Origin of the sequence: Neisseria sp. SLRRB23 (genome assembly GCF_050896295.1) — a bacterium.
Lineage (GTDB): Bacteria > Pseudomonadota > Gammaproteobacteria > Burkholderiales > Neisseriaceae > Neisseria.
Genome location: NZ_JBPBFH010000029.1, coordinates 15,576 through 27,689 on the forward strand (window position 1 = coordinate 15,576; position 12,114 = coordinate 27,689).

Consider the following 12,114-nt stretch of genomic DNA (forward strand, 5'->3'; position numbering starts at 1 on the left):
GTCTGAAACCGTTTCAGACGGCATTTTCTATTGTCCGTCCAAGTTCCAACCTTTCAGACGGCATTTGCCCGTACCTTCGCGCTATATCCAAAGAATCAGGAATTATTTAGCCCGAATCATCCGGTTTGTTAAAATTCGCAAACTTAACCGACTCAAAATACACATTATGACGCACACCGCATCGAAAACACCCAAGCTCTGGACGGTCATTGCCGCCGCCGCATTTATCCTGCTGATTACCATCGGCATGAGGATGACGCTCGGACTGTTCGTCCAACCCGTCGTCAACACCACCGAATTGAGCATTGCCCAATTCAGCCTCATCATCGCCGTTTTCCAACTGATGTGGGGCATATCGCAACCATTGTCCGGCGCGCTTGCCGACCGTTTCGGCGCGTTCAGGGTATTAAGCGGCGGCGCCGTCCTGCTCGTCTGCGCCTGCCTGATTGCCCCCAACATCCCGACTTATTGGGGGCTGATGATTGCCGTCGGGCTGCTGCTCGCATTCGGCACAGGCTCAGGCGGTTTCTCCATCATTATGGGACAGGTCGCCGCCCAAGTCCCCGCACACAAACGCGGCTTGGCATCCGGACTGGTCAACGCAGGCGGTTCGGCAGGACAATTCCTGTTCGCACCGCTGGTTCAAGGACTCGTCGTCCTGCCCGAAGTCGGCTGGACGGGCACATTTTATGTTTGGGGTGCAATCGCTCTGCTGATCCTGCCCGTCTCATGGTGGCTTGCCGGCGGCAACAACGCCGCCCATACCCAACACACCCAAGCCACACACGGACAAAGCCTCGGAGAAGCAGTCAAAACCGCCTTCAAAACCCCAAGCTACATCCTGCTACACCTGAGCTTTTTCGCCTGCGGCTTCCACATCGCCTTCCTCGTCACCCACCTGCCCACCGAAATCGCACTTTGCGGGCTGCCCGCCACCGTCGCCTCAACATCCATTGCCATCATCGGACTGGCAAACATCGCCGGTTGCGTGTTCTCAGGCTGGTGCACAAGCCGCGTTCGGGGCAAATACGTCCTGTTCGGACTGTACACCTCGCGCGCCGCGATGATACTCATCTACATTTTTTCGCCCAAGACCGACTTTAATTTCTATATTTTCGCCGCCGCACTCGGATTCACATGGCTCGCCACCGTCACGCCGACCGCCTCCATTACCGGCAAACTCTTCGGCACGCGCTACCTCGCCACCCTGTTCGGACTGACGATGCTCAGCCACCAAATCGGCGGATTCCTCGGCTCATACATCGGCGGCATTGTGATTACACAATTCGGCGACTACGGCTGGATGTGGTATGCCGACGCACTGCTGGCCGGAACCGCCGCCCTCCTCAACCTCCCCATCCGCGAACCCGAAACCGCCTGACAAAAATGCCGTCTGAAAACCTTCAGACGGCATTTTCAAAAATATCCGACATATCCGCCGACATTTCAACCCACAAAACGGCAAGAAGGAAGCCATAAAATCCGCAAGCATCCTACTGCCCATTGATACGACAGGTAAGCAACATCAGAACAGCACGCAACAACTGTCCGAATCCGTATCGAAAATATCATCCAATGATACAAAACCAGATTAAAACAGCAATATCCGGGCGAAACAGACCCAAAACAGACAAACCCATCAAATCGGGCAGGCGAAAAAAAACCGACCTTAAGGTCGGTATTTTCAATACTTGGCGCGGCGGACGGGGCTCGAACCCGCGACCCCCGGCGTGACAGGCCGGTACTCTAACCAACTGAGCTACCACCGCGCATCCACTGTTTAACAACAATGAAAGGAAACTTGGTGGGTGATGACGGAGTCGAACCGCCGACATTCTGCTTGTAAGGCAGACGCTCTACCAACTGAGCTAATCACCCATGAATTTTGCGAAAGCGTTATTAAACCAAATAACCGGAAATGGCGCAAGCCTTATTTCGGAATTTCATTTATATTCCCTGCAAACTCCAGTTTTCAAAAGAGATAATTTCTTCTTTTTTGCCTGCAACCACCAACACGTCACCGCCTTCCAATGTAAACGAGGCATCCGGGTTTTCAATCCGGCCTGTGCGGCGGCGGACGAACAAGAGTTTGATGCCGTAAGCCGCCATCGGAAGCGTGCCGACTGTTTTGCCGACGGCGTATGCTTCTGCAGCCAAAGGAAAAGCGTGGCGGACGGTTTCGCCATTTTCGCCGAATCCCGCCTCATCATCACTACCGACAAACAAACCCTCCAACGCGGCATAACGGCTGTGGCGGATATTTGCCATCGTCTGATAGACGTGCCGGTACGACGCGCCGTTGCCTAACATCGCATAGCCTGCCAGCACGAGTCCGGTTTCTTTGGTATCCGACACGGCTTCTTCCGCCCCCATATCGGTAAACGTTTTCACATAATCGTCATTGGTGGCGCGCACATATACGGGCATATTGGGATACATGGACAGCACATTGTCTAAAACGTGTTGCGTTTCGTGCATATTGTTGAGCGTAACCACCACCATTTTCGCGCGCCCCAAGCCGGCGGCTTCCAATACTTCCCGGCGTTTCGCATCACCAAACGATACCGGCTCGCCAGCACTTCTAGCAACCTGCACCCGCGCAATATCCAAATCAAGTGCGAAATACGGGATACCCTCTTGGGCAAGCACGCGTCCGACCGTCTGCCCGCCCCTGCCAAAACCGATAACCAACACATGGTCTGACTTACTCATGGTTTCCACCAACATACTGTGCAGGTCAAGCGACTTCATATCCCAGCTTGACTTGACCAAACGCCCTACCAGCGCATCGCTGCTGCCCAACACAAAGGGGGCGATAATCATCGACAGCAGAACCGCCGCCGTCGCCGCCTGTTCCAATTCGGGCGAAACCATATCAAGCTGCCCGGCAATGGCCAGCATCACGAAGCCGAACTCGCCGCCTTGCGCGAGATATAAAGCCGTTTTGAGGCTGTCGCCGACCGAATGCCTCATTTTGAATGCAATGGCAAATACAACCAACGCCTTCAAAATCAGCAAAATGACCAACAGCATCAATACCTGACGCCAGCCGCCGATCAAGGCCTGCACATCCAGCTTCATACCGACCGTAATAAAGAAGAAACCGAGCAAGATGTCGCGGAACGGACGGATGTCGTCCTCCACCTGGAAACGGTATTCCGTTTCCGAAAGCAGCATGCCGGCAACGAATGCACCCAACGCCATAGACAAACCTTCCAGCTCAGTCAGATAAGCCACACCCAAGGTTACCAGCAGGACATTTATCATAAACAGTTCAGACGACTTGCGTTTGGCAACTAACCTGAACCATCGCGACATGACTTTGCTGCCGACGACGAATAATACGCCCAGCGTAATCAGCATTTTCAATCCGGCAAGGCCGAGTGCCGCCCACAGGCTGCCTTCCCCGCCATTCCCCGACAACGCAGGAATCAGAATCATCAGTGGAACAACGGCAATATCCTGCATCAACAACACGCCCATTACCATCTGGCCGTGCGGCTGCCCCAATTCCGTCTTTTCCGACAAAATCCGGCTCACAATCGCCGTAGACGACATCGCCAACGCGCCCGATACGGCGAATGCCCAATTGAACGGCACGCCCGTCAGCATCAGTATGCCCATTACCGACAGCATCGTAACGCCAACCTGCAAACCGCCCAGCCCGAACACCAGCCGCCTCATTGCCCTCAGCTTGGGCAGTGAGAACTCCAAACCGATGCTGAACATCAGGAACACAATCCCGATCTCCCCCAAATAATCCGTCGCATGGCTTTTCGGAATCAGGCTGAGCATACCGGGTCCCGCCAAAAAGCCCACCAGCAGGTAGCCCAGCATGGAGGGAATGTTAAACTTACGGCACAGGATCACCGTAATGACCGACACCAGCAAAACAATCACAATAGGAGCAAGTGAAAATTCGTTCATAGACCGTCCGAACAGGAAAACAGACAAAATGCCGTCTGAAACAGCACACGCCACTCCATTATAACAAAACACCGCATATCATCCGAAACGGGCGAGGCACACAATTCTGCTAAAATATCCCCTTCCGATTCCGCAATTTAACGCCATGACCACCACAGCCGACGACATCGACCGCCTCCTTCCCCAAACCCAATGCCGAGAATGCGGCTATGAAGGCTGCCTTCCCTATGCCGCAGCCATACTGCAAGGCGAAGCGCACAACCTCTGCGCCCCGGGCGGAGAAGCCGTCATTCGGGATATTTCCGCCCTGCTCGGCAAACCTGTTGCCGAACCGTCAAAAAAACAACCCAAGGCACTGGCATGGATAGACGAATCTGCCTGTATCGGCTGCACTGCCTGCATCCGCGCCTGCCCTACCGATGCCATCATGGGTGCGAGCAAATTCATGCACACCGTCATCGCCGACGAATGTACCGGCTGCGGACTCTGCATCGCCCCCTGCCCCGTCGACTGCATCCACATGCAGCCCGTTNCCGATACCTTCCTGCCGCGCGCACGCCGTTTCAGCCTGTCCGCAGACAGCCGTTTTGCCGCTGCCGAACACGCCCGCACGCGTTATCTCAGGCATAACGAACGCAAACGGCGGGAAACAGCCGAACGCAAAGCCATGCTTGCCGAACGGGAAGCAGCCGTCCGCAACACCCGCCGGCAAACCCCCGACACACCGGGAAAAACAGCATTTAACCCTGCCGACCTCATCGCCAAAGCCATGGCAAAGGCACAAAACCAGCAAGACCGGCTCGTTGCCGCCGACAACCGGAAAGACTATCAGGCCAAACAAATTGCCGAAGCACGCGAACGTGCCGAACTGCGCCGGGCGCAACGCGATATGAAATACGGCAGCGACAACGAAAAAGCGGCCGCCTTGGAATACCTCAAACAATACAAAGCCAAACAGGAAGCCGCACAAAACACCGCGCCATAATGCCCCTCCATGCCGTCCGAACTCATTTCAGACGGCATTTCGTTAAACTTTGCCTCCCTGCATCCGTACCGTCCGCACCTTTCCGTCCTTACGGCGGCACAACCCGTTTTCAATAAAATATTAATTACACACTACTACGAATTTGCTATAATTTGCCCCCAAATTCACCACAACCCCACAAAAGGACAATACTATGGGCATCAAAGTCGCCATCAACGGCTACGGACGCATCGGCCGCCAGGTTTTGCGCGCCATCTACGACTATAAAATCCAAGACCAGCTCCAAATCGTCGCCGTCAACGCCAGCGGCAGCCTTGAAACCAACGCCCACCTCACCAAATTCGACACCGTGCACGGCCGCTTTGACGCCGACGTATCCCATGACGGCAGCCACCTCATCATCAACGGCGACAAAATTCCCTACTTTTCCACCCGAAATCCCGCCGAACTGCCGTGGAAAGAACTCGGCGTAGATTTGGTCATGGAATGTACCGGCGCGTTTACCAGCAAAGAAAAAGCCAAAATACATCTGGAAAGCGGCGCGAAAAAAGTCCTCATTTCCGCACCGGGCGGCGATGATATCGATGCGACCGTCGTTTACGGCGTAAACGACGGCGTCCTGACCGACGACATGACCGTCGTTTCCAACGCCTCCTGCACCACCAACTGCCTCGCCCCTGTCGCCAAAGTATTGAGCGCAAGCGTCGGCATCGTCAAAGGCGCGATGACGACCATCCATGCCCTGACCAACGACCAGACCGTAACCGACGTACGCCACAAAGACCTCCGCCGGGCACGCAGCGGCATAGAGAACATGATTCCGACCAAAACCGGCGCGGCAAAAGCCGTCGGACTGGTACTGCCCGAATTGAAAGGCAAACTCGACGGGCTTGCCATCCGCGTACCGACCGTCAACGTTTCCCTGGTCGATTTAAGCTTCCAGGCCGAACGCGACACGACAGCCGAAGAAATCAACGCACTGCTGAAAGCCGCCTCCGAAGAAGGCGAGCTCAAAGGTGTTTTGGGCTACAACACCCTGCCGCTTGTTTCCATGGACTTCAACCACACCACCGAAGCCAGCCACTTCGACTCAACGCTGACCAAAGTCGTTGACGGCAACATGGTTAAAGTCTTCGCATGGTATGACAACGAATGGGGATTCAGCTGTCAAATGCTGAACACTGCACGCCGCATGTTCGGACTTGAAGTACGCCCGCTCAAATAACCCGTCAAACAAAATGCCGTCTGAAACCTGATGTTTTCAAGTTTCAGACGGCATTTTCACACAAGAACCGCTATCCCAGCCTGTTGCACGCCACTTCGCAGCAGCCTACCGCCTCTTTCAAAGGTACAGCATTCAGGCTTCGGAGCCGGGCGGCAAAATCCGCAAACGGCAGCAATTCCGATCCGAAACGGCGCATATGTTCCGTGTCCTGCTGGCAGTCTATCAGTTCCACGCCCAAAGACGCGAGAAACGGCACGGCGCAGGCAAACGCGATTTTCGACGCATCCGGTTGCAACGCAAACATCGATTCGCCATAAAACACCTTGCCGATCTGAACGCCGTAAAACCCGCCCGCCAACCTCGTTCTACCGTTTTCATCGGGATAATGGCACTCGAAAGAATGCGCGTGTCCCATTTCATGCAGCTTAAGGTATGCCGTCTGAAACTCAGGCGCAATCCAAGTACCGTCCTGATTCGGGCGCGCCGCTGCCGCACAATGCGCGACAACTTCCGCAAAACAGCCGTTGACCGCAACCCGATAGCTGCCGTTGCGCAGCGTTTTCGCCAGCGAGCGCGGAACGTGCAGCCTGTCGGGAAACACCACCGCACGGGGCCCGACCGCATACCAAAAAAACCACCCGTCCCGGGAAAACCACGGAAACACGCCATTCCGATACGCCTCGAGCAGCCTCCCCGCATCCAAATCCCTGCTCACACCGACCAGCCCTTCGTACTCCGACAATGCACGGGCAGGATCGGGGAATGCATAATCTCCGGGCGCAAGCAACGGAATGCCCATATCACTCCTCCATAAAACACAGACGGCATTCGAAATGACGAATGCCGTCTGAAAAAACAAACCGTCCGGATTTTAACGTTTGCCCTTAGTCTGGCAACCGCTGCACACACCGTACATATACAGCGCGTGATCAACAATGCGGTAGCCGTTTTCTTCCGCGATTTTGTCTTGCAGGGCTTCGATTTCGGGATTGTGGAATTCCGTTACCTCGCCGCATTTCACACAGACGATATGGTCATGGTGGTCGCCCTTGTCCAACTCATAAACCGCCTTGCCCGTTTCAAAATGATGACGTTGCAGAATACCCGCCTGCTCAAACTGGGTCAGCACGCGGTAAATCGTTGCCACACCGATTTCCACACCCTCTTCCAACAAAATACGGTACACATCCTCGGCACTCAAATGCTCTTCAGCATGAGTCTCGAACAAATCCAAAATCTTCAAACGCGGACCGGTAACTTTCAGTCCACTGTCTTTCAGTTGCGCAATGTTGCTGAATTTTTCCATAATATTCAATATCCCTGTAAAATAATAGACGCTATAATACGCAATTTCAGCCTGCTTGCCCACTATCACGCCATAGCAGTTTACAATAACAAAACCGCAACGGCAGACGGGCAGTCGGACACAGACAGGGTGAAATACCGCTTAAGCGTATGATTATCGTTCGCTTTTATAAAATATTCAAGCAGTACTACACTAGACATCCCGATTTGCACAGAAAGGTTCTCTCGTGAACAAAACCCTCATACTCGTCCTTTCCGCCCTGTTCAGCCTGACCGCGTGCAGCGTCGAACGCGTTTCACTGTTCCCCTCGTACAAACTCAAAATCATACAGGGCAACGAACTCGAACCCCGTGCCGTCGTCTCCCTCCGCGCCGGCATGACCAAAGACCAAGTCCTGCTACTGCTCGGCAGCCCCATGTTGCACAACGCATTCCATACCGACCGCTGGGACTATACCTTCAACACCTCCCGCAACGGCATCATCAAAGAACGCAGCAATCTGACCGTCTATTTTGAAAACGGCGTGCTTGTCCGCGCCGAAGGCGACGCCCTCCAAAATGCCGCCGAAGCCCTCCGCGCGAAACAAAACGCAGACAAACAATAAGGAACACACATGACACCGCTCAAAATCGCCATCGCCGGCGTCAACGGCCGCATGGGGCGCGTATTGGTTGAAGCCGTCAACAACCATCCCGACACCGTCCTTTCCGGTGCGCTCGAACACTCAGGCTCAGAAGCCCTCGGGCTGGACGCCGGCTACGCCGTCGGACTCAAAACCGGCATCGCCATTTCAGACGACGTTGACGCCGTTCTCGCACAAAGCGACGTACTCATCGACTTTACCCGCCCCGAGCCGACCCTCAAACACCTGCAAAAATGCGTGGAAAAAGGTGTCTGCATCATCATCGGCACAACAGGCTTCGACGATGCGAGCAAAGCCGCCATCCGCGCTGCCGCCGAAAAAACAGGCGTTGTCTTCGCCGCCAACTTCAGCGTCGGCGTGAACCTCACCTTCCACATCCTCGACACCGTCGCCCGCGTCCTCAACGAAGGCTACGACATCGAAATCATCGAAGCCCACCACCGCCACAAAGTCGATGCCCCCAGCGGCACCGCCCTGCGTATGGGCGAAGTCATCGCCGGCGCGCTCGGCCGAGACCTCAAACAATGCGCCGTTTACGGCCGCGAAGGCCACACCGGTCCGCGCGATCCGTCCACCATCGGTTTTGCCACCGTCCGCGCAGGCGACATCGTCGGCGACCACACCGCCCTCTTCGCCACCGACGGCGAACTCGTGGAAATCACCCACAAAGCCAGCAGCCGCATGACCTTTGCCGCCGGTGCCGTCCGCGCCGCAGTTTGGGTCAACGGCAAAACGGGTTTGTACGATATGCAGGACGTACTCGGGCTGAACAACCGTTAACCCCCATACAAAATGCCGTCTGAAAAGATATTGTTCAGACGGCATTTTGCCGACAGGCTCCGTATCGGCATATCAATGTTTCAACACACAGGACGACACATAAAGCGTCGCCCTATGTGTTGCCCTGATTCGGAAGGGGTTACGCCCCTCCCAAATAAAGTCTGATTCTACCGCCCTAAAGGGCGGGGTTTCAACCGAAAAGGAAATACGATAAAGTTGCCTGCGCAGCATAACAAGCTACGGCTTGTTTAATTAAAACTCTCCTGATCTAAAAATTCTAACTCTATTTCCCGGCAAACTATATCTATGCTAAAACCGGTCGGAAGATCATACCTACCGCCTATCAATTCCAGCGTACCTCCATAATCCAAGATTTCATCATCCTGCTTTAATTCGCCAAGCTCCAATACATTTTTGATCTTTTTATCTTGGCTCTTCGTAGCGTATCCATAGATAAATTTCAGATAGCTGAACTGCTTGAATTTAATTTTTACCCAGTCTGTGTAATTTGGTGTAGGAATTTCTTGAGGAAAATCCGGATAATCCACATTCTGGACGATGATATGGAATTCATCATTTTTCAAAGTATAGTTTAATAGAGCACCTTCAAATATATACAGAAATTGATAATCTTTGGGGCTGTCCTAGATAACTAGGGAAATTCAAATTAAGTTAGAATTATCCCTATGAGGAAAAGTCGTTTAAGCCAGTATAAACAAAATAAATTCATTGAACTATTTGTCGCAGGTGTAACTGCAAGAACAGCAGCAGAGTTAGTAGGCGTTAATAAAAATACCGTAGCCTATTATTTTCATCGTTTACGATTACTGATTTATCAAAACAGTCCGCATTTGGAAATGTTTGATGGCGAAGTAGAAGCAGATGAAAGTTATTTTGGTGGACAACGCAAAGGTAAACGCGGTCGCGGTGCTGCCGGTAAAGTCGCCGTATTCGGTCTTTTGAAGCGAAATGGTAAGGTTCATACGGTTACTGTACCGAATACTCAAACCGCTACTTTATTTCCTATTATCCGTGAACAAGTGAAACCTGACAGCATTGTTTATACGGATTGTTATCGTAGCTATGATGTATTAGATGTGAGCGAATTTAGCCATTTTAGCTTCGCTGAAACTTCGTTTTCGTATCAATCACAGCACATATTTTGCTGAACGACAAAACCATATTAATGGAATTAAGAACTTTTGGAACCAAGCAAAACGTCATTTACGCAAGTTTAACGGCATTCCCAAAGAGTATTTTGGGCTGTATTTAAAGGAGTTCGAATGGCGTTTTAATAACAGTGAGATAAAAGTTCAAATTTCCATTTTAAGACAATTAGTAAAATCGAGTTTCTAGGACGGCCCCAAAAAGAAATGCTTATGTACGGATTACCCCTTTACCAGCCCCCATAAGTATTTGCATTCCGTGTAAAACAGTATTAAAATCAAGTCCCTTTTAACACTAGACAAAAGAAGAAAAAATGAAACAATTTGACAAGCAAGCAAGCAAGCAAGCAAGCAAGCAAGCAAGCAAGCAAGCAAGCAAATTTTAACTAAACTTTCACCTATTGCAATGGCTTTTCTTGCAATATCCCACAATTATTCTTGCGCATCGCAAATCCCTCAAATTACTGAAGGTGAGCACGCGGCAATTCATAAATCAAAACAAGATAACGTTGCAGATGATCTGCTTTTCAAGATAGAAAATGGAAAATCAGCGGTTGTTAATGGCGCGTCTGATATAGATTTAGGCGCAAATGAGCATTTAGCCCGCTTAAATGGGGGTACGCTGGAATTAAAGGCAGAAAAAACAGCACCCGGTCGTATCAACTTTGCTGATGGTTCAAATCAAGTGAGTTTTGGTGATAATAAATCCATCGTTAAAATTGAAAACTATCACTTAACTAGTGAAGAACAAGACAAAACTAAGGCTATCTTCTCAGCGACGAGTGATGAATCTCATGAGCTACACTTAAACAACGTATCTATTACATCAAAAGGTCAATTAATTGATTATAAGAATAAAGAAAAAGTAAGCGTTTTTATTAAAAACGATAAAGATCATGTCCTTGAAAGTAAAGAAGGCGGAGTGATTCGAGTTGTTAAAGGTGAAATTAATGGAGGAACCTATATAGGAGGACGTAAGACCGTGTTTCACGGAGTAGGTAAACTTGATTTTACGATTAACAATGCAAAGCTAATTTCTCCTGAAGCTCTTTCGCTTATCTTACTTACTGGTTCCGATAGTTTAACAAATGAAACGAGGGGTCGGCTTACTATTAACGATTCAGTACTAGAAAATAACTCCTCAAAAACACATCCGACTATTGTTCGGGTGAATGAATATAATACAGACATAAATATTAATCGCTCAATTATGAGAGGAAATGGTTCTGCTATTATGTCATCTTTTCTATGGACTGCAGGCACACGCAACGATACTCTTCAGAACAACACGCGGCCATCTAAAGTAACTATCAATGACTCTATTATTGATACCGAATCCCTGTTAGAGGACGAATCTAATGTTGTTGATGTAGTTCCCCTAAAAGATTTCGAAAGGGTGATTGAGCTAAACAATACTAAAATGACAGATAAAGCCAAATATATAAATCGTAGTAATTCACATCCAAAAAATTATGGATTTATCGGTAAAAATAAGAGTAAATTTTCTGGTAGTATATCTCATATTGCAAATATAATTCCGAATTTTAGTTTTCGCTTAGAATCCCACTCAGAATGGGAAGTCAAAGGGAGTATAGGACAAAATTCAGTAAAAAAAATAATCTTAAATGAGGGTAAAGTTTACTTTGCAGAAAAAGGAGCAGGATTAAAAGTTATAGATAAAGTCAGTGGCAATGGAATATTTGGGCTTTATGCAGATTTGAGCTCGGATGATGATAATCTAGCCAAAAACACCCTTACATTTCAAAAAGGCTGGGAGGGGAATTTTGAAGTTGAAATCTATGATGTGGGCGATGGCTCCTTTAAAAAAGCAAATGGCAAACAACTTATTAATATCCCTCAAAACAATGATGCCCATGCCACTTTCTATCGTCGCCACTTAAAAGGCGTTGAGGAATTAGTATTGCGTAAATGCCCAACAGGGTGGTGTACTTACGTAAAACCACGTACAGAAAGTGTGGTTTATGCGGCAAATTCAGAGGCAGCAAATAACATGTTTACTCTGCGTTTACATGACCGTCTCGGCAATGTGTTTATGCAACCTAATAAAACCCAAGCAGTCTG

Annotated in this window: 10 protein-coding genes, 2 tRNA genes and 1 pseudogene; 7 read left to right on the forward strand and 6 right to left on the reverse strand. The window is 50.4% G+C overall.

All coding sequences use genetic code 11. From position 1 onward, the window contains the following. The first annotated feature begins 166 nt into the window (after positions 1-166). Positions 167-1,381, forward strand: a complete 1,215-nt coding sequence (locus ACRPFF_RS08505) for an MFS transporter (RefSeq protein WP_411712886.1) — start codon at positions 167-169, stop codon at positions 1,379-1,381. Positions 1,382-1,692: 311 nt separating this feature from the next. Here ACRPFF_RS08505 and ACRPFF_RS08510 read toward each other — a convergent pair. The 3 genes from ACRPFF_RS08510 to ACRPFF_RS08520 form a co-directional block, all read right to left on the reverse strand. Beyond that, a tRNA-Asp gene (locus ACRPFF_RS08510) sits at positions 1,693-1,769 on the reverse strand. 33 nt (positions 1,770-1,802) lie between these two features. Then, positions 1,803-1,878: transfer RNA gene (locus tag ACRPFF_RS08515), tRNA-Val, on the reverse strand. Positions 1,879-1,947: 69 nt separating this feature from the next. Further along, entirely contained in the window at positions 1,948-3,927 is a 1,980-nt protein-coding gene (locus ACRPFF_RS08520; protein ID WP_411712848.1) for a cation:proton antiporter, read from the reverse strand. Between the two features lie 145 nt (positions 3,928-4,072). Here ACRPFF_RS08520 and ACRPFF_RS08525 point away from each other — a divergent pair, with 145 nt between their 5' ends. After that, the gene (locus tag ACRPFF_RS08525; RefSeq protein WP_432674398.1) at positions 4,073-4,912 is read left to right on the forward strand and encodes an RnfABCDGE type electron transport complex subunit B; all 840 of its coding nucleotides are present in this window, start codon (positions 4,073-4,075) and stop codon (positions 4,910-4,912) included. Between the two features lie 193 nt (positions 4,913-5,105). Continuing rightward, positions 5,106-6,137, forward strand: a complete 1,032-nt coding sequence (gap, locus tag ACRPFF_RS08530; protein ID WP_039854098.1) for a type I glyceraldehyde-3-phosphate dehydrogenase — start codon at positions 5,106-5,108, stop codon at positions 6,135-6,137. 70 nt (positions 6,138-6,207) lie between these two features. Here gap and aat read toward each other — a convergent pair whose 3' ends face one another. Next, a complete protein-coding gene (gene aat / locus ACRPFF_RS08535; protein WP_432674399.1) occupies positions 6,208-6,936 on the reverse strand; it encodes a leucyl/phenylalanyl-tRNA--protein transferase in 729 nt (242 codons plus the stop codon). A 72-nt stretch (positions 6,937-7,008) separates the two neighbouring features. Continuing rightward, positions 7,009-7,512, reverse strand: a complete 504-nt coding sequence (fur, locus tag ACRPFF_RS08540; RefSeq protein WP_003675995.1) for a ferric iron uptake transcriptional regulator — start codon at positions 7,510-7,512, stop codon at positions 7,009-7,011. Positions 7,513-7,669: 157 nt separating this feature from the next. Between fur and ACRPFF_RS08545 the strand changes: the two genes are divergently transcribed. Together ACRPFF_RS08545 and dapB are read left to right on the forward strand one after the other, a co-directional pair. Beyond that, positions 7,670-8,047 (forward strand): outer membrane protein assembly factor BamE, encoded by a 378-nt coding sequence (locus tag ACRPFF_RS08545; protein WP_301667013.1) that lies wholly within the window; start codon positions 7,670-7,672, stop codon positions 8,045-8,047. A 9-nt stretch (positions 8,048-8,056) separates the two neighbouring features. Beyond that, positions 8,057-8,866 carry a 4-hydroxy-tetrahydrodipicolinate reductase gene (dapB, locus tag ACRPFF_RS08550; RefSeq protein ID WP_432674400.1) on the forward strand — a complete coding sequence of 270 codons (810 nt, stop codon included), beginning with the start codon at positions 8,057-8,059 and terminating at the stop codon, positions 8,864-8,866. Between the two features lie 248 nt (positions 8,867-9,114). Here dapB and ACRPFF_RS08555 read toward each other — a convergent pair whose 3' ends face one another. Further along, positions 9,115-9,486, reverse strand: coding sequence for a hypothetical protein (locus tag ACRPFF_RS08555; RefSeq protein WP_432674402.1), 372 nt, complete (start codon positions 9,484-9,486; stop codon positions 9,115-9,117). Between the two features lie 66 nt (positions 9,487-9,552). Here ACRPFF_RS08555 and ACRPFF_RS08560 point away from each other — a divergent pair. Both ACRPFF_RS08560 and ACRPFF_RS08565 read left to right on the forward strand, forming a co-directional pair. Beyond that, positions 9,553-10,222 (forward strand): annotated as a pseudogene (locus tag ACRPFF_RS08560) (IS1595 family transposase). A 216-nt stretch (positions 10,223-10,438) separates the two neighbouring features. Further along, a partial coding sequence (locus ACRPFF_RS08565) for a hypothetical protein (protein WP_432674401.1) occupies positions 10,439-12,114 on the forward strand: 1,676 nt, incomplete at its 3' end.

Coding starts and splice junctions, on each gene's coding strand:
- ACRPFF_RS08505 (WP_411712886.1), top strand. CDS start 167: ATGACGCACACCGCATCGAAAACACCCAAGCTCTGGACGGTCATTGCC.
- ACRPFF_RS08520 (WP_411712848.1), bottom strand. CDS start 3,927: ATGAACGAATTTTCACTTGCTCCTATTGTGATTGTTTTGCTGGTGTCG.
- gap (WP_039854098.1), top strand. CDS start 5,106: ATGGGCATCAAAGTCGCCATCAACGGCTACGGACGCATCGGCCGCCAG.
- aat (WP_432674399.1), bottom strand. CDS start 6,936: ATGGGCATTCCGTTGCTTGCGCCCGGAGATTATGCATTCCCCGATCCT.
- dapB (WP_432674400.1), top strand. CDS start 8,057: ATGACACCGCTCAAAATCGCCATCGCCGGCGTCAACGGCCGCATGGGG.